Raw genomic sequence first — 22,025 nt, forward strand, 5'->3', positions numbered from 1 at the left:
AAATGGTGCTATTCGGCGGCCATCAAAATCAAGGCAAGACCGGGAAGGACGCCGATGACCGTGCATACTGGAAGGCATTTCCTACAGATTCCAGGACCGACCAACGTGCCTGACCGGGTGCTGCGGGCGATGGACATGCCGACGCTGGACCATCGCGGTGCGGAGTTCGCCGAGCTCGGCTTTGCCGTCCTGGCCTCGATGCAGCGCGTGTTCCGCACCAAGCAGCCCGTGATCATCTTCCCCTCGTCCGGCACCGGCGCCTGGGAAGCGGCGATGGTCAACGTGCTCGCGCCCGGCGACAAGGTTTTGATGTGCGAGACCGGCCAGTTCGCCGTGCTGTGGCGCGGCATCGCCGAGAAGTTCAAGCTCGACGTCGACTTCGTCCCGAGCGACTGGCGCCATGGCGCCGACCTCGCCGAGATCGAGAAGCGCTTGGCCTCCGACAAGCAGCACAAGATCAAGGCGGTCTGCGTCGTGCACAACGAGACTTCGACCGGCTGCGTGACGCCGCCGCTCGAGGTGCGCAAGCTGCTCGACCGCGTCAAGCATCCAGCGCTGCTGATGGTCGATACCATCTCCGGCCTGGGCTCGATGGAATATGAACACGATGCCTGGGGCATCGACGTCTCGGTCGCGGGCTCCCAGAAGGGCCTGATGCTGCCGCCGGGCCTCGGCTTCAATGCCGTCTCGGAGAAGGCGCTCGCCGTGGCCAATGCCAATCCGGGCATGCGCTCCTATTGGGACTGGCAGGAGGTCATCAGCTTCAACAAGCTCGGCACCTTCCCCTATACGCCCGCCACAAATCTGCTGATGGGCCTGCGCGAGGCGGTCAAGATGCTGGAGGAGGAAGGTCTCGACAACGTGTGGACCCGCCACAAGCGTCACAGCGCTGCGACTCGCGCCGCGGTCAAGGTCTGGGGCCTGGAGACGCAGTGCGCCGATCCTGCTGCGCATTCGCCGGCGCTGACCGGCGTGCGCGTGCCCGAGGGCCACGACGCCGATGCCTTCCGCAAGGTGGTGCTGGACAACTTCGACATGTCACTCGGCACTGGCCTGAACAAGGTCAAGGGCAAGGTGTTCCGCATCGGCCATATCGGCCATTTCAACGACCTGATGCTGATGGGCACGCTCGCCGGCGTCGAGATGGGCCTGGATCTTGCAATGATTCCGCACAGGAGCGGCGGTGTGTTGGCAGCCATGGACGTCCTGAAGGGACGCGACGTGGTGCCGATGGCCAAGGCACAAGTGGCTTGAAGTAACTTGGAAAGTGAGCGCGCGATGAATGCACCGACGACGACCAACGAAGACCTGCTCTACTCCGTCACGGACGGCATCGCGCGGATCACCTTCAACCGCCCGCAGGCGCGCAACGCCATGACCTTCGCCATGTATGATCGCATGGCGGAGATCTGCACCGAGATCAACGGCGACCGCTCGATCAAGGCGCTGATCCTGACCGGCGCCGGCGACAAGGCATTTGCGTCGGGCACCGACATTTCCCAGTTCCGCGCGTTCAAGACCGCGCAGGATGCGCTCGACTACGAGGCACGGATCGACCGCGTGCTCGGCACGCTCGAGCAGTGTCGCGTGCCCGTGATCGCGGCAATCGCGGGGGCCTGCACCGGCGGCGGCGCCGGCATCGCCGCATGCTGCGACATCCGCATCGGCACCGAGACGACGCGGATGGGTTTCCCGATCGCGCGCACGCTTGGCAATTGCCTGTCGATGTCGAATATCAGCCGCATCGTCTCGCTGGTCGGACCGGCCCGCACCAAGGACATGATCTTCAAGGCGCGGTTGGTCGAGGCCCCGGAAGCCCTGGCCCTCGGGCTGCTCAGCGAGATCGTGCCGGACGTCGAGACACTTCAACGCCGCGCCGAGGAGACTGCAAAGCTCGTCGCGAGCCATGCTCCGCTGACGCTCGAAACGACGAAGGAAGCGGTGCGCCGCATCCGCCCCACGCTATCCCGCGAACAGGGCGAGGACCTGATCCTCAAGGCCTATATGAGCGAAGATTTTCGCGAGGGCATGGACGCCTTCCTCAACAAGCGCACGCCGAATTGGAAGGGCAAGTAGCGCCCACGCCTCGCGCGCCGTTCGCATCGTCTCGATGCGACAGCGAGGCCCCAGACGATGGTTGAGATCAATCGTCAGCCGCTCATCTCGCGCCGGGTTGTCGTAAATCTTTCAATTGGTTCCACGTGAATGGAACCGCGGCGATGAGCGCGCCTTTGCGTCCACATTGACGCCGTGACAACCTCGGGAATAAGATCGCCGAGGTTGCACGCTATCGCTCGCGTTTTCAGAGCCGATAGGTCAGCCATTTTTTGAGCTGTTTTTGGCTGATCACACTGCAACCAGAAGTCATTGTACTGAAAAAGTAGCGAAGTACGTTCGACGACGCGAGACGCGCCAGAATTTCATTGCCGCTGACCATCCCGACGCCAGGCACGACCTCGCGAACAAGCCAAGACTCCTAGCAAGCTTCTTAAGCCAAGACCGTTGAGTCACGTCTGAGTTCTCAGACCGATTAGTCGCGTCGCCGCGTCCTCATGTGGCGGCGTCTCCATGGCAAACGCAGGCAGGGATTTTTCCATGACCAATCATACGCCGGCTTTCACTTCCTCATCCGCGACGGGCAGCTTCACCGAACTCGCCAACACCACCGATTCGACGACGTTGCACACGTTGTCCGGGACGATGACCTTTACCGACAGCGACCACAGCGACACGCATACGACTGCGGCGACATTGCACTCCGCCGTGCTCTCCAGCGGAACGATCATCCCGGCGTCCTCGCTTGCGCATTTCCAGACTGCGATGCAGTCGCAGATCCTCAGTGATCACAATGGCTCGGGTCAGCTCAAATGGAATTTTAGCGACGCGGACGACGATTTCGATTTCCTCGCCAAGAACCAGACGCTGGTTCTGACCTACGACATCAAGGTCTCCGACAATCACGGCGGCACCGCGATCCAGACCGTCAAGGTCACCATCACCGGCACCGACGACAAGCCGGTGATCAACATGGCGACGACGACGACCGTCACCGAGCAGGCGAACCAGACGCTGTCGCTGTCGCCTGACACGGTTCACGTCGCGCTCAACTTCACCGACGACGATCTCACCAATACCGGCCATACCGCGACCGTGATCGGCGTATCCGCCTCCGGTGCCACCGCAGGCCTGCTGCCGGGGTCGCTCGGCAACGCCGAGCTGATGGCGTTCTATCATGTCGACAACGTCGTCAAGACTTCCGGCTCCAGCACCGGCACCATCAACACCACCTTCTCCGCGCCCGATCTCGCCTTCGACTACCTCGCGGCGGGCCAGCATCTCGACATCACCTACACTGTCCAGCTCGACGATCATGCCGGCGGCGTCTCGACGCAAACAGTCATGGTCACTGTGGTCGGCACCAACGACAAGCCTGTGTTCCTGTCATGCCCGGAATCGGCGGCTCTCGTCGAGGATCAGAATGTCAGTCCGACCGGCAATCTGACCGCGCATGACAGCCTGTTGTTCTCGGATATTGATCTGGCGGATGTGCATAGCGTTTCGACCACGGTCACGGCGACCCGCTCGGGCGGCGGTTCGATACCCCTGACGAATGCGCAACTGCTGGCGGCGTTCGGAACCTCGCTCCATGACTCGACCGGGCATGTCATCGGCGATATCGACTGGAATTTCGCGTTTCCCAACTCCTCGGCCAATTTCCTCAACGGCGGCGAGACGCTCAAGCTCGTCTACCACGTTGCGGTCGACGATGGTCACGGCGGTTCCACCACCCAGGACGTCACCATCACGATCCTCGGCTCCAACCACCCCGTCGTGATCACGAGCGGCGCGGAATCCTCGACTGTGACCGAGCAGGATGCTGTCACGGGTTCACCGACACCCGACACGACGCCGACAATTCCGGCGGGCACGCTCGCCTTCACCGATCAGGACACCAACGACACGCATACGGTGACGACGACGCTTGACTCGACCTCGGGGCCGACGCCGCCGGCGGCGACGCAGGCGGATCTCGCCGCGGCGTTGACGACGACCCTGCACGATTCCACGGGCACCGGCACCGGGAGCATCGACTGGAATTTCGCAATCCCCGACAAGGACCTCGACTATCTCGCGGCCAACGAGACGCTGACGGTCAACTACAACATCAAGGTCGCCGACGGCTCGACCAGCTCGACGCAGACCGTCTCCGTCGTCATCACCGGCGCCAATGATGCGGTCGCGATCACCAGCGGGCCCGAGGCGGCCTCGCTGGCCGAGCAGCCCGGCGTGACGGGATCGCAGTCGCCGGACACCACGAGCCCGGTCCCGACGGGAACGCTCGCTTTCACCGACGTCGACCTGTCCGATATGCATTCGGTCAACGTAGTGCTGGATTCTGCGGTGTGGTCGGCCAATTCCTTCGCCGTCCCGGGGCAGACGCTGGTGGATCTCCAGAGCGCACTCTCGACCGTGCTGCATGACTCGACCGGCACAGGCCACGGCGGCATCGACTGGACCTTCAGCATTGCCGACGCCGATCTCGATTTTCTCAGCGCCGGCGAAACGCTGACAGTCCAATATGATGTCAACGTTGCCGACGGTTACACCAGCTCGACACAGACCGTCACCGTTACCATCAACGGTGCGGCCGATCCGCTGGTCCTGGCGCCGGTGTCTGTCGCTGCGCCCGACACCGCGGGCCCTGACGCCGGCACGCCGATCGCGACCGGCGCTATTTTCGACGTCACCCAGCCGGTCGACCTGAGCACGCCGCGGACCATCACCGCGGTCGACGGCAGCGCCGCCAATGTCGGCCACTCCGTGGCAGGCACCTACGGATCGCTGGTGCTCAACGCGGACGGCTCCTACGGCTATGTCGCCAATTCGGCGGTGGACGCGCTGCTTGCCGGCGACCATGTCTCTGACCAGTTTACTTACACCGTCGACGACGGCCAGGGCCACCAGGCCACGACCACGCTGACCTTCAACATTGACGGAGCCAACGATAATCCTCTGGTCACCGCAGCCAATCTCAGCGGATCGGTCACCGAGGATGCCGGTCCGCCGTCAATCCTCAACGGCGACTTCGAGACCGGTACGCTCGCCAATTGGAGCGTGAGCGGCAGCCACATCCAGGTCGCGCAGCTCGAGCTCGGCGGCAGCTTCGGCCACTACTCGGCGGAGCTCCTGCCCACGAGCAGTCCGGAGACGTTGTCGCAGAACATCGCGACTACGCCCGGCCAGCATTATTTCGTCAGCTTCGACATCATCGGTGACCCCGAGGGCACGAGCTCACCGCTCTCGGTGTCGTGGGATGGCAATACGATCCTGTCGCTCGGTCAGGTACCGGCCGGCGTTAACCACTATGCTTTCGAGGTGGCCGGCGATGCCTCGCTGTCGTCGTCATTGTTGTCGTTCACCTATGCCGACGATTCCGATGGCATGATCCTCGACTCCGTCAATGTCAGCCCGGCGACGGGACCCGCGACCGAATCCACTGCGGGCTCGATCTCGTTCTCCGACGCCGAGATCGGCGATACGCATGGCGCGAGCTTCGTGCCGAACGGCAGCGGCTATGTCGGTACGTTCTCGCTTGATCCGCTCAGCGAGGCTGGCGGCGCGGGGTCGGTCGGTTGGCATTACACAGTGAACAATGCCGACATCCAGTTCCTGGCGCAGGGCCAGACGCTGACCCAGGACTATTTCGTCACGGTCGACGACGGTCACGGCGGCAATGTCACGCAGGACGTCACCGTCACGCTCAACGGCACCAACGATGCACCGACCGCGGTCGGCGAGACCGTGGTCACGGATGTCGGTGCTGGCGGCTCGGTCGCGATTCCAGGCTGGGCGCTGGCGCTGAACGACACCGATCCCGACGCGACGGACCAACTCTCGCTCGGCGCGGTCACGGGAAGCTCCGGAGGCAGCGCCAGCTTGGCTTTCGGCTACGCTCTCTTCACGGATGACACTACGCTCGGCGGTTCGTTCAACTACGCCGCATCCGACGGGATGACGACATCAGGCAATACCGCAACCGACACGGTGGTGAACAACGCGACGTCCGCGAGCACACTGACGGCGGGAAGTGGCGACAGCGTCCTGGTCGCCACCCAAGGCACCGAGCAGCTCGTCGGCGGCGCCGGCAACGATGTTCTGATCGGCACCGCGAGCGGCAACGTCATGTCCGGCGGCGGGGGCAATGACACCTTTGCGTTCCAACAGATACCGACGGCTATCAGTCAGATTACCGACTTCAACAACACGAGCCAGCACCATCGCATCGCGATCTCCGCGAACAGCTTCGGCGGTGGCCTGACGCCCGGTATGGATGTGACACCCACCTTCGAGACTTCGGCCGACAATACCTTCTCCGGCGCGGCCGAATTCCACTTCGACACAGGCAACCAGACACTTTATTTCAGCGCGGACGGCACCCAGGCATCGGCGCATGCGATCGTGGCCGTCCAGGCCGGCGTGGTGATCAACCCGCACGACATCCTGCTGGTATAGCCGATCGGCGCGCTGGTTTTGCGAGCTGCGCGCGGGCTCCGCAAGGGGCCCGCGCTTTTTTGCGGGCCTGGCCGCGCTTGCAATCAATCTCAATCCAAAGTCATAAGCGGTGCGACGTTGGGCAGCTTGAAACTGGCCGGCGTTCGACCGCACAATGCAATCCGCCTTTGGTTTTCGCGAATTGCCAATCGGAACAAGAACATAGGCAAGAATTGGGGACGATGCGCGTGGGACATGGAATGAAGGCCGCGATGGCGCTGACGGCCGCGCTTTGGGTTGCACCGGCGGTCGCCGGCTGGGAACCGACCAAACCCGTCGAGATCGTGGTCGCGGCCGGCGCGGGCGGTGCCTCCGACCAGATGGCGCGGATGATGCAGGCCGCGATCCAGAAGAACGATCTGATGAAGCAGCCGATCGTAGTCTCGCTCAAGGGCGGCGCTTCGGGCGCGGAAGCGCTGATGTATATGAAGTCCAGCGAGGGCGATCCGAACAAGGTGCTGATCGCCTATTCGCTGATCTACATGCTACCGCTGTCGGCCAAGATTCCGTTCAATTGGCGCGAGCTGACGCCAGTCTCGGTGATCGCGCTCGACCAGTTCGTGCTGTGGGACAACAGCGCCGGCCCCAAGACGGTGAAGGAATTCGTCGGAGCCGCGAAGGCGGCGAGCGCCCCGTTCAAGATGGGCGGCACCGGCTCCAAGCGCGAGGATCACGTGCTGACCGTCTTCCTCGAGCAGAAGACCGGCGCGAAATTCTCCTATCTGCCCTACAAGTCCGGCGGCGAGGCCGCAACCCAGCTGGTCGGCAACCACACCGAATCGAACGTCAACAATCCGAGCGAAAATCTCGAAGTCTGGCGCGCCGGCCAGGTGCGTCCACTCTGCGTGTTCGACAAGGAGCGCATCTCCTACACCAGCAAGGTGACGGACACGCAATCCTGGGCCGATATCCCGACTTGCAAGGAGGAGGGCGTCGACGTGCAGTATCTGATGCTGCGTGCGATGTTCCTGCCCGGCAAGGTCACGCCGGAACAGCAGGCGTTCTATGTCGAGCTGTTCCATAAGGTGACGCAGACCACGGAGTACAGGGACTATATGGAAAAGCAGGCGTTGAAGCCGATCTTCCTCACCGGCAAGGACATGGTGCAATTCCTCGAGGAGGACGATGCGCAGAACAAGTCGCTGATGACCGAAGCCGGATTCGTCGCGAAGTAGCCGTCTTCACCTCGCCCCGCTTGCGGGGAGAGGTCGCATTGCATCGTAGATACGATGCGGTGAGGGGGACTCTCCACGAGTCCAGCTTTCACCGTACTCGTGGAGACTCCCCCTCACCCTAACCCTTTCCCCGCAAGCGGGGCGAGGGGATTGGCCAGAGCCTTGTTGTTCACCCATGTCCCAAACCGATTCTGAAATCGTCGTCGACGATCCGACCGCGCCTGAAGAGGACTCGCCCTCTGTGGCGAACTCCGGCAGCGTCGAAATGATCGTCTGCCTCCTGCTGCTCGCGCTGGCCGCAATCCTCGGCTACGACAATTGGCGCGCCGGCGCCTCCTGGGATTCGACCGGGCCCGAGCCCGGCTATTTCCCGTTCTATCTCTCCATCATCCTCGGCGGCGCGAGCCTCTATGGCCTGATCGCAGTGCTGCTGGCGCGCCGCGCCACATCCGAGACCTTCGTCACGCGCGCGCAGGCGCGCCGCGTGATGGCGGTGTTCGTGCCGACGCTGTTGTTCTGCCTGGTGACACAGTTCCTCGGCCTTTATGTTGCAAGCTTCCTCCTGATCGCGGGCTTCATGCGCCTGATCGGCAAGATCGCGCCGTGGAAGTCGCTGCTCACCGCCTTCCTGTTCACGGCGATCATGTTCGTCACCTTCGATATCGCCTTCGACGTCATCATGCCGAAAGGGCCGCTCGAAGCGGCCTTCGGCTACTAGGGCGGATTGCGATGGAAGCGTTTGGTCTATTGCTTCACGGCTTCGCCGTTCTGCTCACGTGGAAGACGCTCGCGCTGATGATGGTCGGGCTGGTGCTCGGCATCTTCGTCGGCGTGCTGCCCGGCCTCGGCGGCCCCAACGGCGTGGCGATCCTGCTGCCGCTGACCTTCACGATGGATCCGACCTCGGCGATCGTGATGCTGTCCTGCATCTATTGGGGCGCGCTGTTCGGCGGCGCCATCACCTCAATCCTGTTTAATATCCCCGGCGAAGCCTGGTCGGTCGCCACCACGTTCGACGGCTATCCGATGGCGCAGCAGGGCAGGGCGGCGGAAGCGCTGACCGCGGCGTTCACGTCCTCCTTCATCGGCTCGCTGGTCGCGGTGCTGCTCATCACCTTCCTCGCGCCGATGATCTCGTCCTTTGCACTGAAGTTCGGGCCGCCCGAGTTCTTCGCAGTATATCTGTTGACCTTCTGCTCCTTTGTTGGTCTCGGGCGCGAGGCCAAGCACAAGACGGTTATCTCGATGTCGCTGGGGCTTCTGCTCGCCGGCGTCGGCATGGACACGGTGTCGGGCCAGTTGCGCATGACCTTCGGCTCGTCCGAGCTTCTGCGCGGCATCAACTTCCTCGTCGCCGTCATCGGCCTGTTCGGCATCAGCGAAATCCTGCTGACGATGGAGGAGCGCCTGGCGCTGCGCGGCCACGCGGCGAGCATTTCGCTCCGCGTCGTGCTCAGCGTGTGGAAGGACCTGCCGAAATACTGGGTGACGCTGCTGCGTTCCTCCTTCATCGGCTGCTGGCTCGGCATCACCCCGGGCGGCGCGATCGCGGCGTCCTTCATGGGTTACAATCTCGCCAAGCGCTTCTCCAAGGATCCGGAGAGCTTTGGCAAGGGCCGCATCGAGGGCGTGTTCGCACCGGAAACGGCGGCGCATGCCTCCGGCACTGCGGCGCTGCTGCCGATGCTGGCGCTCGGCATTCCCGGCTCCGGTACCGCGGCGATCCTGCTCGGCGGCTTGATGGTGTGGGGGCTCAATCCGGGTCCGCTGCTGTTCGTCGAGCACAAGGATTTCGTCTGGGGCCTGATCGCCTCGATGTATCTCGGCAATGTCGTCGGTCTCGTGCTGGTGCTGACGACGGTGCCAATCTTCGCCTCGATCCTGCGCGTGCCGTTTGCCGCGGTGGCGCCGATGATCGTGGTGTCCTGCGCGATCGGCGCCTATGCGATTCAGAACGCGATGTTCGACATCTGGCTGATGCTGGGCTTTGGCGTCGTCGGCTATGTCTTCAAGAAGATCGGCATTCCGCTTGCGCCGTTCACGCTGGCGCTCGTGCTCGGCAACCGCGCCGAGGATGCCTTCCGCCTCTCGATGATCGGCTCCGGTGGTGACCTCAAGGTGTTTTGGTCGAACGGTCTGGTCGGCTCGATCACGACGTTGGCGATCCTGCTGCTTTTCTGGCCGGTGATCGATGGCCTGCTCGGCCGCGTCGGAAGGACGCAGCGGACGACGCCTGCGCCGCGCTAGGGTTGTTAGGTTATCATATTGAGATCAAATGAGTAATCTTCCGGCGGTGCCCCGATCCTGGAGCTGCTGACGGCGGTATTGTTTCTGAATGTTGCTGTTGCGGCACAGCCGTTGGGCAAGCAGCAGCGTATATTTTGATCACAAAATTGTGCGGAGGGGATTCCATGAAGCGGATCGTGATCGGAATGGCAGCGGCGATGTCGCTGTTCGCAACGGGCGCACTGGCTGCCGACCTGGCGGCGAGACCCTACGTCAAGGCACCGGTCATGGTCGATCCGGTCTGGAGCTGGACGGGCTTCTATGTCGGCGGCAATGGCGGCTACAGCTGGGGCCGTTCCCGCACCGACGTCACCTACAACAACACGGCGACTGGTGCCGTGATCGCGCCGCCGGCCGGCTCCATCACCAACTCCTCTTTCGACATGAACGGCGGCATCGCCGGCGGACAGGCCGGCTACAACTGGCAGAGCACCAACTGGGTGTTCGGCGTCGAGGGTGACATTCAGTGGTCGGACGAGAAGGGCCGCGCCGTTTATAATTGCGGCGGCGTCGCACCTGCCGGCGGGCCCTGTCTTCCCGGCCTGACCTTCCTTCCGGCCGGCGCCGGCGTCGGCACTACGCTGACGGTCGACCAGAAGCTGCAGTGGTTCGGCACCGTCCGCGGCCGCGTCGGCATCCTGGCGACCCCGAAGGTGTTGTTCTACGGCACCGGCGGCGTGGCCTTCGGCGAGATCAAGACCACGGGCACCATGACCGGCTTCACGCCCGCTGGTGTCGCGGTCGCCTCGATCGGCTCGAACTCGACGACGCGCGCCGGCTGGACCGTGGGCGCAGGCGTCGAAGGCAAGATCACCCAGAACTGGAGCGCCAAGCTCGAATATCTCTACATGGATCTCGGCCGCTTCGGCTCCGGTCCGTTCACGCTGGCGCCGGCCTCGGCGATCGCCGCCAACGTGTCGTCGCGCTTCACCGACCACATCCTGCGCGCCGGCATCAACTATCAGTTCGCTGGCCCTGTGGTCGCGAAGTACTAAAATCAACAGAGGCGTCAATAAGAGGCAAAGCCCGGCTCGCGCCGGGCTTTGTCATTCTGGACGCCTGTTGCGCACGGTGCCGTGGGCGGCTTAAACGACCTTCGCGTCTCTCAGCTTCGCGATCTCGTCGGCGCCGAAGCCGAACTCCTTCAGCACCTCGTCGGTCTGCTCGCCGAATTCCGGCGGGCGCGCCACCATCTTGCTCGGCGTGCGCGACAGCGTGACGGGCTGGCCGACCAGGCGGATGTCGCGGTCCTCGTCGTTCGGCACGTCCTGCGCGATGCCGAGATGCTTGACCTGCGCGTCCTCGAACATCTGGTCGATGGCATAGATCGGCCCGCAGGGTACGCCGGCCTCGTTGAACTCCCTGACCCAGGTCTCGGTCGACTTCGTCAAGGTGCGTTCCTCGATCTTGGCGTTGAGCGCGTCGCGGTTCTTGGAGCGCGCAGGCGCGGTCGCATAATCGGGATGGCTGTAGAGTTCGGGGGCGCCAATCGCCTGCGCACAGCGTTCCCAGATCCGCCCGCCGGTCGTGGCGATGTTGATGTAGCCGTCGGAGGTCTTGAACACGCCGGTCGGGATGCTGGTCGGATGGTTGTTGCCGGCCTGCTTGGCGACCTCCTTCTCCATCAGCCAGCGCGCGGCCTGGAAATCGAGCATGAAGATCTGCGCCTGCAACAGCGAGGTCTGCACCCACTGGCCTTTGCCCGAGACCTCACGTTCGAGCAGAGCTGTGAGGATGCCCATGGCGCAGAACAGGCCCGCTGTGAGGTCGGCAACGGGAATGCCGACCCGCATCGGACCTTCGCCCGGTGCGCCGGTGATTGACATCAGCCCGCCCATGCCCTGCGCGATCTGATCGAAGCCCGGGCGCTTGTGATAGGGGCCGTCCTGGCCGAAGCCGGAGATGCTGCCATAGACGATGCGCGGATTGATCTCGCGCAGGCTCTCATAGTCGATGCCGAGCTTCTTCTTCACGTCGGGCCGGAAATTCTCGACCACGACGTCGGCCTTGGCGGCGAGGCGCTTGAACACGGCAAGCCCGCGCTCGTCCTTCAGGTTCAGCGTCATCGCCCGCTTATTGCGGTGCAAGTTCTGGAAATCGGATCCCCGTCGCGGCCCGCCCGGCTGCTCGCCGCCGGAATCCTCGGTCAGCGCGTCGATCTTGATCACGGTGGCGCCCCAGTCCGCCAACTGCCGCACGCAGGTGGGCCCGGAGCGGACGCGGGTCAGATCGAGCACGGTGAAGCGCGACAGGGCTTCCGAGGCATGCGGAAAGGGCATCTTGATTGGCTCCGGGGACAGATTGCGGGCCCTACCATAGTGCCGAAAGATCATGCGGCAAGTCGGGCCCGGCGCCGGTGCCGCCTGCCAAAATGCAATGCCTCGCGCGGCCTTCGCTGCGGTGAATGGATCAGCGCGTCAGGCGCCTCAACTCGGCACGCGCCTTCTCGGCCAGCGGATCGTCCCCGTGGCGCGCGATGAAGAGCTCGAACGCCTCCGGCGTCCCCTTCTGACGGGCGAGCTCATATTCCTCGGCAACCGCTACCGAGGGATCCCGGGCGGGTGGAACCGATGGCGCGCGCAGCGCCTTGCCATTGTCATCCGCATTGGCTTTCCCGATCATGACAGGGGCTTCTCCAAGTAGCAGGTGGTCCAGTCCGGAAAACGCCAGCAGGGCGCTGAACAGGCCGGCCGAGAGCGGGCGTAGCTTCATGATTTCCCTTGCGAATCATGATGAACAGCGGGAACCGGCATCGTTGTCTCTGCCCGTATGATTGCGGGATTGATTGCTAGCACGAGATAACGAAATGGTCAGGCTGGCCGCGAGATTTAAACGAAACGTACAGTTCTCTGGCTAGAATCACGCGGCCAGCGCCCGAGTCGAATGGGGCTTGCTGCTTGGGAGATTCCTTTGGCCACCGCCGTCACCGTCAGTGCCACCAACAACGCCGATATCGACGGCCTGCTGTCGGGCTACAAATGGACCGGCACGATCAGCTATAGCTTTCCCACGTCCGCCAGCACCTACGCCAATCCCTATTCCGGCGGCAGCAGCGAGCCGACGACGTCGGGCTTTTCGGCCGCGCCGACCCAGATGCAGGCGGCGATCAACTACGCGATCGGGCTGATCGAAAGCTACACCAACGCCAGCATCACCTATAACGGTTCGGGAAGCGCCGACATCATGGTCGCGCAGTCGCCGGCGGCCAATCCGACCTCCTACGCCTATTACCCCGGCAACTACGCGTCCGGCGGCGACGTGTGGTTCGGCACGCACTACGACTACACGCAGGCGCAGCTAGGCAACTACTATTTCACGACCGCGCTGCACGAGCTCGGCCACGCTTTCGGCCTCAAGCACAGCCAGGAGACGGGCGGCGTCGCCAACGTCGCGGTGCCGAGCGCGCATGACGACAGCGAATACACCGTCATGAGCTACCGCAGCTATGTCGGTGCTTCGACGACGAGCGGCTACACCAATGAGGCCTACGGATATCCGCAGACCTACATGGCCAACGATATCCTCGCGCTCCAGACGCTCTACGGCGCGGACTACAACACCCAGAGCGGTGCCACCGTCTACACCTGGAGCCCCACGACAGGGCAGGAGTTCATCAACGGCGTCGCGCAGCTCGCTCCGGGCGGCGGAGCCGGCGGCTCGGCCAACCGCATCTACGAGACGGTCTGGGACGGCGGTGGCGTCGATACCTACGACTTGTCGAACTACACGACGAATCTGAGCATCAATCTCAATCCCGGTGCGTCGTCGGTGTTCTCCACCGTGCAACTGGCCAATCTCGGCAACGGCCACTACGCGTCCGGCAATGTCTACAACGCCTATCTCTACAACGGTGACGCGCGCTCCTACATCGACAACGCCACCGGCGGCTCAGGCAACGACACGATCCTCGGCAACGCCATCGCCAACGTGCTGAACGGCGGCGCCGGCAACGATACGATCACCGGCGGCGGCGGCAACGACACCATCATCGGTGGCGCCGGCACGGATGCGGCGGTGTATTCGGGCAACCGCAGCAGCTATCTGGTCTCCTACAACGCGACGACCCAGACCTTTACCCTCACGGATGAGCGCGGCGGCTCGCCTGACGGAACCGATACCGTCACGGGTGTTGAGTCCTTCCAATTCGCCGATCAGACGGTCGCCCTCGCGGTACTTGCCAACAGCGGTCCTTATTTGATCGAATCCGCGGGCGCGACCTCACTGCTTCAAGGCACCAGTTTCTATTTCCTCGGCGTCGGCGGGCTCATCCTGATGTCAGGAGGCGCGCCGGTTGCGGTCGGCGCCTATGGCGCCTGGGCGCCGATCGGCGCCGAGGCGGTTACTGGCGGTTACGATATCGCCTGGAAGAATTCAGCGAGCGGCCTCTACTCGTTCTGGAGCACGGACACCAACGCCGACTTCACGTCCAACCTTACAACCGATCTGCCGGGCAACAGCCCGACGGTGGGGTCCTACGAGACGATCTTCCATCAGGATCTCAACGGCGACGGCGTCATCGGCATTCCTGTGACGACGATCGAAACGGTGGGCTCGATCAGCTTGGTGCAGGTGGGAACCACCTATGAGCTGCACGACAACACCACCGGGACGGGACCCGTGCTGAAATCCGGCGGTTCGCCCGTAGAGGCCGGCAATTACGGCGTTTGGGCGCCCGTCGGTGCCGAGCAGGTCACGAGCGGTTACGACATCGCCTGGAAGAATGCGACGACCGGGCTGTTCTCGTTCTGGAGCACGGACTCCAACGGCAACTACACGTCGAACCTCACCTCGGACCTCCAGGGCGTCAGCACGACTGTGGAAACGCTCGAGACGACATTCCATCAGGATTTCAACGGTGACGGTACGATCGGCATTCCCACGACCATCATCGAGGCGGCTGGGTCGACCAGCCTGGTTCAGGTCGGTTCCAACTACCACCTGAACAGCATCAGCAGCGGGACCGGACCCGTGCTGATGTCCGGTGGTTCAGCCGTGGAGGCCGGCAATTACGGCGTTTGGGCGCCAGTCGGTGCCGAGCAGGTCACGGGCGGCGGTTACGACATCGTCTGGAAGAACTCCTCCAACGGACACTTCTCGTTCTGGAGCACGGACTCCAACGGCAACTATCTGGCCGTTATCACGCCTGAAGTACTTGGCAACAGCGCCACCGTGCAGTCGATGGAGACGATCTTCCATCAGGATATCAACGGCGACGGCACGATCGGCCCCCCCAGCTCTACGATCGAGTCAGCCGGTTCGACCAGCTTGGTCGAGGTTGGCGCCACCTACCATCTCAACAATATCAGTACAGGCACTGGGCCGACGCTGAAATCTTCGGGGGACGCGATCACGGCTGGCCAATACGGGGCCTGGGCGCCCATCGGCGCCGAGCAGGTCAGCGGCGGTGGCTATGACATCGCGTGGAAGAATTCGTCGAGCGGGCTCTATTCGTTTTGGAGCACTGATTCCAACGGCAATTTTTTATCGAACCTCACGTCCGATCTGGCGGGGACGAACCCCACCGTGAAGGCGTACGAGACGGTGTTTCACCAAGATCTCAACGGCGACGGCGCCACGGGTGCAGCGCCGCTGGCCACTACAGGGTCCACGATCGCCGGCGAAGGCTTTGTGTTCAATTTCGGCCAGGACGGAGCGTCACCGTCCAACTCGGCCGACGCCCCAGACTTCATGCCCGCGCCAGCTAACGCGCAGACCGCGTCGGGGCAGTCGGCGTTCGCCGGGGCGGCGGCGAGCCACGACACGGCCGTGATACACGATCCAGCGGATATTCATCACAATCTGCACAGCACTGGTTTCATGCTCGGCTGAGGCGTGCGCCCTGTCGCGTCGAAACGACGCAGTCTAGATGATCATTTCTGTCACAGCTTACGTGTAGTGTCCCGAATTGTGGGGACATGCCCGCCGTGTGTACGGTTCGCTGGCCCTGACCGAGAACGACAGCCTCGATGGAGTATATTTTTCGAGGCCCAGGACAAGTTCCGGAAACAAAAAATTACGTCAGATTGAACCTTGCTCGATCCGGGGCGACCACTAGAAAGTCCGCATTCCGTCGCGCAACAGTTGCGTGGTGTGAACGCCAAAATAGCCTATTTCCATTTCCCGTAGCCTTGCGTTCCCCAAATTTTGAAAACTAGAGCGTTATTTGCGAGCGCCGAAAGCGGCGCGGGAAGTTCCAGCGAAATGTGGAAAGTGATGTCGTAAGGCCATGCGCCTGCGGCAGCGAGCACTTGTGCGTGGCAGCAAGCTGAGAATCTCAGCTCTTGGGAGGAAGACATGCGTCGAATTGTACTTTGGGCCCTCGCGGGATTGTTCGTACCATTGATCGCATCGCGACCGGCTCACGCGCAGGCGTCGAGAACCTGGGTTTCCGGTGTCGGCGACGACGCCAACCCGTGCAGCCGCACTGCGCCCTGCAAGACCTTTCCCGGTGCGATCTCAAAGACGGCGGCGGGCGGCGAGATCAACTGTCTCGATTCTGGCGGCTTCGGCACCGTGACTATCACCAAGGCGATCTCGATCTATTGCGAAGGCGTCGTCGGCGGTATCCTGGCGGCCGGCACCAACGGAATCAACATCAGCGCGGCGGCAACCGACCACATCGTTCTGAGAGGCCTGGACATCGAGGGGTTTGGTACGGGGCTTATCGGTGTCAACATCACTCAGGCGGCCTCGGTGATCATCGAGCACTGCAACATCAGGGACTTCAACGGTGGGTCCGCCATCGGCATCTCCGCCAACCCGTCGAACTTCAATTCGATGCTCCTGATCCGCGATTGCGTCATCTCGCATAACGGTACAGCGAGTGGCGGCGCCGGCGTTCAGATCAACACCAACGGCGGCAGCGCTCGAGTCACGATCAACAACACCGCGATCCACAACAATTTCGTCGGTCTGAACGTACTGGGAACGTCGAACGTGCAGGTCAACAACAGCAATATCTCGGAGAACCTCGGCACCGGCTTCGCCCTGAGCGGTGTTGCGTCTGCGCGCATCGGACGTTCAGTGATTGCCAACAATCTCGGCTCGGCCACCACCGGCAGCGTGCTGTCGTATCTGGACAACCAGATCAACGGCAACAATCCGGATACCACGCCGGGAACAGCAGGAGGCTACCACTAGGTCCTGTGCTTCTCGAGAATCTTCCGGCATGACAACAGGGTGAATTTTTTAGTTCAATTTGGAGGTTGAAATGCGTCGTATTGCTCTATGGGCTCTTATGGCGGGATTGCTCTTACCGTTCGTTGTGTCGCAGCCGGCTCACGCCCAGGCGACGAGAACCTGGGTTTCCGGCGTCGGTGACGACGTCAATCCGTGCAGTCGCACCGCGCCGTGCAAGACCTTTGCCGGTGCGATCTCTAAGACCGCGGCCGGCGGCGAGATCAACTGTCTCGATCCCGGTGGCTTCGGCACTCTGACCATCACCAAGGCGATCTCGATCTACTGCGAAGGCGTCATCGGTGGTGTGCTGGCGGCCGGCACCAACGGCTTCAACATCAATGCGGCTGCGACGGATCACATCGTTCTGAGGGGCTTGGACATCGAGGGGTTTGGGACCGGGCTCATCGGCATCAACATCATTCAGGCGGCCTCGGTAATCATCGAGCACTGCAACATCAGGGACTTCAACGGTGGAGCCGCCATCGGCATCTCCGCCAACCCATCGAATTTCAATTCGATGCTCCTGATCCGCGACAGCGTCATCTCGCATAACGGTACAGCGAGCGGCGGCGCCGGCGTTCAGATCAACACCAATGGCGGCAGCGCCCGAGCCACGATCAACAACACCGCGATCCACAACAATTTCGTCGGTCTGAACGTGCTGGGAACGTCGAACGTGCAGGTCAACAACAGCAATATCTCGGAGAACCTCGGCACGGGCTTCGCCCTAAGCGGTTCCGCGTCGGCGCGCATCGGTCGGTCGATGATCGTCAACAATCTGGGATCAGCCACCACCGGCAGCGTGCTGTCGTATTTGGACAACCAGATCAACGGCAACAATCCGGACACGACGCCGGGCACTGCCGGCGGCTATCACTAGGTTTGGTTTAATGGATGAGCTCCGGGCGCGGCGCGCCCGGAGCTTTTTTGTGCCCGGCATCCACTATGGATTTTGCGATGTCCACGCACTAACCTGGTCGTGCATGCAGGGAGAGCGAATGGGATGGAGACCCTCGATAGCCACGATCCGGGGTTTTGCCGTGCGGTACCGCAGGGATGGGTGCGCGGCTTTTCGCAACGAACGGGGGGCTGCGCCGCCATTCTCCTGATGCTCTCGCTCGCGATCCCGGCCCGCGCCCAATCCCTCGGCCAGGGCCTCTCCGCCTTCCAGCGGCAGGACTATGTGACGGCGTCCCGCATCTTCATTCCGCTCGCCGAGCGCGGCAATGCGGCTGCGCAGTCCCATCTCGGCTTCCTGTTCGAGACCGGCCGCGGCGTGCCGCAGAACTACACCGAAGCCGCGATGTGGTACCGCCGGGCGGCGGAGCAGGGCGACAGCCGGGCCCAATATTCGCTCGGGCTGCTCTACGACCGCGGCCAGGGCGTGCCGCAGGACATCGTCGAAGCCTCCAAATGGCTGAACCTGTCGACAGCGGCCGCCCCGCCCCGGGTGCGCGAGGCGCGGGCTCGGATCCGCGACGTCGTCACCACCAAGATGACGCGCGGGGAGATCGCCCAGGCCCGCCTGCGGGCGCTGGAATGGGCGCCGAGCCGCGAGCACTGACTCCTCGACCGTCGAGGTTCCAGGCCCGGTCCGACAAAAAAGTCGAAAACAACCCCATGCACAGTAGACGATGACCGCCGGCGAGATGGCGCGCGCATGCGCCGCGACGACGATTCATCCTGATCTTGTCGCGCGTTAGCCGGGCCAGCCGCCGAGCCAGTTCACGTACCAGGTCTCGCCCAGCCAGCCGATCCAGATCGTGGGCGCCAGGAACAGCCCGAACGGCAGGAAGGCGGTCCCGCGCAGCGGCTTTCTTTGCAATGCAGCATTGACGACATAGGCGCCGATTGCGAGCAGTGCTGCGAGCTCGATCACCGCGGCCACCGTCACAAGATCGAGCCAGGCGCCGCAGACGGCCGCGAGCTTGACGTCGCCGAGTCCTAGCCCGTCGCGGCCGCGCCAGCGCCGGTACAGAGCCATCAGGAGCAGCAGCGGAAGCGCTATGGCCGCAGCCCGCGCCACCGGCCAGAGCAGCGCCTCGAGGCCTGCATCCGGCACGAACGCGGCGGCGCGGAGCAGGGCAAGCGCGAAAGCTGCGCCCGTCAGTTCGTTCGGGATCAGATAGTGGCGAGCGTCCTTCGCGGCGATGGCGAGCATCAGGGTGGCGAGGAACGCGCCGTAGAGGCCTTCCGCCCCGGGGGCCGTGACGAGGCTTGCGAAGACGCCGACGAGCAGCGCGAGGCTCAAGACCAGGGGCGCGCGTGGTCCGTCATACGAAGCTTCGTCCGTCACGCGCCTAGAACCGTTTCCGTTGCGATGGAATCGGAACGGGGCTCTGGATTCTTGTTTTGACGCGTTCTCTTCACGCGAACCGGTATCCACTTCGCTCGAAAACGCTCTAGCGCGCCACCTTGGGCGGGCTGACGGTAACCACGGGATTGCTGGTCCCGACCAGGCGGCCGTTCATCTTGCTGCGCATCTCCTCGGCGACGGCACGCGCATCGACGCCGTCCTTGATGACGGTCGGGCGGATGAACAGGATCAGCTCGGTACGTGCGCGCGCGGTGGTCTGGTGCGAGAAGGCGTCGCCCACGCCGGGAATGGAATCCAGGATCGGCAGGCCCTGGCGCTGCTTGTTCTCGGTCTCGCTGATCAGGCCGGCGAGCAGCACGGTCTGGCCGCTGGTCACCGCAATCGAGCTCTTGACCCGGCGCTGCGAGATCGTCGGCGTCAGCGATCCGGCGGCGGTGCCGGCCGCCACGCTCGAAATCTCCTGCTCGATGTCGAGCACGACATTGCCGTTGGCGTTGGCGCGCGGCAGCACGCGCAGGATGATGCCGGTGTTCTTGTAGTCGATGGTGTTGACGACTGTGTTGTTGGCGGTCAGCACGGTCGCGGTACCGGTCGAGAACGGCACCTGGTCACCGACCTGCAAGGTCGCGGGCTGGTTGTCCAGCACCACCAGCGACGGGTTCGACAGCACCTTGACGTCGGTGACGCCGTGCAGCGCGTCGAGAATGACGCGCGGCGAATTCTCGGAACCGATCAGGAAGTTGAAGCCTGGCAAGACACGTCCGAGCAGCGCGCCGGACGCGGCGTTGACGGCGTTCGACGCGGCTTCGACGGAGCCGCTGCCAACCGTCGCGGCATTGCTGACGCCCGAGATGGTGTTGGAGATAGAGCCCTTCTGGCTCGCCAGGAAGAACTGCACGCCGTAGTTCAACTGGTCGTTCAGCGTCACCTCGGCGATCGTCGCTTCGATCGCGATCTGGCGCTGCGGCCGGTCGATCTGCCGGACGGTCTGCTCGACAATGCGCTGCGCCTCCTGGTTGGCATAGACGAGAACGGCATTGTTGGTGACGTCGGCGGTGATCCGCACGTTCTGGAGGATGCCGTTGACGCCGGACTTCGCGCCGTTGCCGCTGCCCAATAGTCCGTTGCCGTTGTCCTGCGCAGGTGTTGCGGCCGCGGCCGGAGCGGGGCGGGCGCTGAACGATGATCCCGGAGCTCCGGTCACCGGGGTCGTGGCGCCGGATGCGGCGGTCGGCATTGCACTCAGCGAGGCGACCGGATTGCCGGAGGTCGATGTCGAGATCCCCGAACCGGGCGCGACCTGGCCTGACGCGCTGTCGAGCGACGTGTTGCTTGTCGCGCTCTGGTTAAACAGCATGTCGTTCAGCATCGCCACGACCAGCTTGGAATTGCCGTAGCGCAGCGGATAGGACTTCAGGTTCACGCCATCGGTGTCGGAACGGTCGAGTCGCGCAATCCAGGTCTGCGCGCGCTTCAGATATTCCGGCTTCTGGCTCACCACGAGGATCGAATTGAGCCGCGCGATCGGCTGGAGCTTGATCACGTTCTGCCCCATCCCCCCTTCGCCGGAATCCATGATCTTCTCGATCTCGGCGATAACCGGCTCGGGTGAGGAATTGCGCACCGGAAAGATGCCGACCGATTGTCCACGCATCCAGTCGGCGTCGAAGGACAGGATGGTGTCGACCGCGGTTGCCCGGTCGCTGCCGCTGCCGCTGACGATCAGCGTGTTGCGCGCGCTGTCGGGACGCATGGTCGAGGCCTTCACGCCGAAGGCGTCGAGCAGCTTGAAGATGTTCTGGGCCGAGGTATAGCGCAGCGGCACCACCGTGATGCCCTGGCCGGCTGCGGCGTTCGCCGAGCGGTCGATGCTGCCGGGCCCTGCTTCCGGCGCCGGCAGCAGGCGATAGCCTGTGCGGTCGCGCACCAGCGCCACGCCAGACATGCGCAGCGCATTCTCCAGCACGTAGATCGCGTCCGCCTTGGGCACTGGACGCACCGAGGCGAGGGTCACGGTTCCCTGCACGCGAGGATCGATCGTGTAGCCGACGTTTAGTACGTCACCAAGGATGACCTTTGCGACGGTCGCCACCGGCGCATTCTCGAAGTTGAGGTCGTAGCCGCTGCCGCCGCCATCGTCGCGCTCGGCAAGCGCGCCGCCTTGCGGCGTTGCACCATCGCTGAGATAGATCGCGGGCTTGGACGATTTCGCCTGGCCGATGCCGCCTGCCCCGGCATCCGAAGGTTGCCGCGGTTGGAGGTCGAGGCCGCGGATCTTGTCGACAATATCCTGCGCGCGCGGATCCTTCGGATCGGCTTCGACCGACTGATCAGCCGTGACGATGCAGGCGGCAAGCAGGAAGGCGGACGAGCAAAGGACAAGCGTTCCAGTCAACGCTGAGCGCAGGCGCGAAAGCGGCTGGACCACTTTAAACAAAATACGCCCACCAACGCTGCGAGAAAAAGGCATCCGATCCCCCTTGGTTCGGACGCGCAATAATTTGCGCCACGATTAT

General features: G+C 63.3%; 15 protein-coding genes. 11 read left to right on the top strand and 4 right to left on the bottom strand.

The features are described 5' to 3' along the window. The first annotated feature begins 54 nt into the window (after positions 1-54). The 7 genes from UP06_RS06150 to UP06_RS06180 all read left to right on the top strand — a co-directional run bounded on the left by UP06_RS06150 (position 55) and on the right by UP06_RS06180 (position 11,008). On the top strand, positions 55-1,254 hold the full coding sequence (locus tag UP06_RS06150; RefSeq protein ID WP_045001385.1) for a pyridoxal-phosphate-dependent aminotransferase family protein: 1,200 nt from the start codon (positions 55-57) through the stop codon (positions 1,252-1,254). Positions 1,255-1,278: 24 nt separating this feature from the next. Continuing rightward, positions 1,279-2,076, top strand: coding sequence for an enoyl-CoA hydratase/isomerase family protein (locus tag UP06_RS06155; RefSeq protein ID WP_045001386.1), 798 nt, complete (start codon positions 1,279-1,281; stop codon positions 2,074-2,076). 519 nt (positions 2,077-2,595) lie between these two features. Further along, positions 2,596-6,513 carry a beta strand repeat-containing protein gene (locus UP06_RS06160; protein ID WP_045001387.1) on the top strand — a complete coding sequence of 1,306 codons (3,918 nt, stop codon included), beginning with the start codon at positions 2,596-2,598 and terminating at the stop codon, positions 6,511-6,513. Between the two features lie 239 nt (positions 6,514-6,752). Then, on the top strand, positions 6,753-7,727 hold the full coding sequence (locus UP06_RS06165; RefSeq protein ID WP_045001388.1) for a Bug family tripartite tricarboxylate transporter substrate binding protein: 975 nt from the start codon (positions 6,753-6,755) through the stop codon (positions 7,725-7,727). A 175-nt stretch (positions 7,728-7,902) separates the two neighbouring features. Then, positions 7,903-8,445, top strand: coding sequence for a tripartite tricarboxylate transporter TctB family protein (locus UP06_RS06170; RefSeq protein WP_045001389.1), 543 nt, complete (start codon positions 7,903-7,905; stop codon positions 8,443-8,445). Positions 8,446-8,456: 11 nt separating this feature from the next. Further along, complete coding sequence (locus tag UP06_RS06175) at positions 8,457-9,974, top strand: tripartite tricarboxylate transporter permease (protein WP_045001391.1); 1,518 nt, start codon at positions 8,457-8,459, stop codon at positions 9,972-9,974. 164 nt (positions 9,975-10,138) lie between these two features. Beyond that, positions 10,139-11,008, top strand: a complete 870-nt coding sequence (locus UP06_RS06180) for an outer membrane protein (RefSeq protein WP_045001392.1) — start codon at positions 10,139-10,141, stop codon at positions 11,006-11,008. Between the two features lie 90 nt (positions 11,009-11,098). On the opposite strand, the gene UP06_RS06185 is transcribed toward UP06_RS06180, so the two are convergent. Together UP06_RS06185 and UP06_RS06190 are read right to left on the bottom strand one after the other, a co-directional pair. Continuing rightward, entirely contained in the window at positions 11,099-12,292 is a 1,194-nt protein-coding gene (locus tag UP06_RS06185) for a CaiB/BaiF CoA transferase family protein (protein ID WP_045001394.1), read from the bottom strand. Between the two features lie 130 nt (positions 12,293-12,422). Next, complete coding sequence (locus tag UP06_RS06190) at positions 12,423-12,725, bottom strand: hypothetical protein (protein WP_045001395.1); 303 nt, start codon at positions 12,723-12,725, stop codon at positions 12,423-12,425. 198 nt (positions 12,726-12,923) lie between these two features. Here UP06_RS06190 and UP06_RS39655 point away from each other — a divergent pair, with 198 nt between their 5' ends. The 4 genes from UP06_RS39655 to UP06_RS06210 all read left to right on the top strand — a co-directional run bounded on the left by UP06_RS39655 (position 12,924) and on the right by UP06_RS06210 (position 18,756). Further along, a complete protein-coding gene (locus UP06_RS39655; RefSeq protein WP_245305415.1) occupies positions 12,924-15,842 on the top strand; it encodes a M10 family metallopeptidase C-terminal domain-containing protein in 2,919 nt (972 codons plus the stop codon). A 465-nt stretch (positions 15,843-16,307) separates the two neighbouring features. Continuing rightward, on the top strand, positions 16,308-17,153 hold the full coding sequence (locus UP06_RS06200; RefSeq protein WP_045001396.1) for a right-handed parallel beta-helix repeat-containing protein: 846 nt from the start codon (positions 16,308-16,310) through the stop codon (positions 17,151-17,153). A 70-nt stretch (positions 17,154-17,223) separates the two neighbouring features. Then, positions 17,224-18,072 carry a right-handed parallel beta-helix repeat-containing protein gene (locus tag UP06_RS06205; protein ID WP_045001397.1) on the top strand — a complete coding sequence of 283 codons (849 nt, stop codon included), beginning with the start codon at positions 17,224-17,226 and terminating at the stop codon, positions 18,070-18,072. Between the two features lie 123 nt (positions 18,073-18,195). Next, positions 18,196-18,756 carry a tetratricopeptide repeat protein gene (locus tag UP06_RS06210; RefSeq protein ID WP_082081270.1) on the top strand — a complete coding sequence of 187 codons (561 nt, stop codon included), beginning with the start codon at positions 18,196-18,198 and terminating at the stop codon, positions 18,754-18,756. A 135-nt stretch (positions 18,757-18,891) separates the two neighbouring features. Here the strand turns inward: UP06_RS06210 and UP06_RS06215 are convergent, their stop codons facing one another. After that, on the bottom strand, positions 18,892-19,488 hold the full coding sequence (locus UP06_RS06215; protein ID WP_045001399.1) for a prepilin peptidase: 597 nt from the start codon (positions 19,486-19,488) through the stop codon (positions 18,892-18,894). 106 nt (positions 19,489-19,594) lie between these two features. After that, positions 19,595-21,979 carry a type II secretion system secretin GspD gene (gspD, locus tag UP06_RS06220; RefSeq protein ID WP_082081272.1) on the bottom strand — a complete coding sequence of 795 codons (2,385 nt, stop codon included), beginning with the start codon at positions 21,977-21,979 and terminating at the stop codon, positions 19,595-19,597. Positions 21,980-22,025 lie beyond the last annotated feature (46 nt).

The organism is Bradyrhizobium sp. LTSP857 (assembly GCF_000938285.1).
Taxonomy (GTDB): Bacteria; Pseudomonadota; Alphaproteobacteria; order Rhizobiales; family Xanthobacteraceae; genus Bradyrhizobium.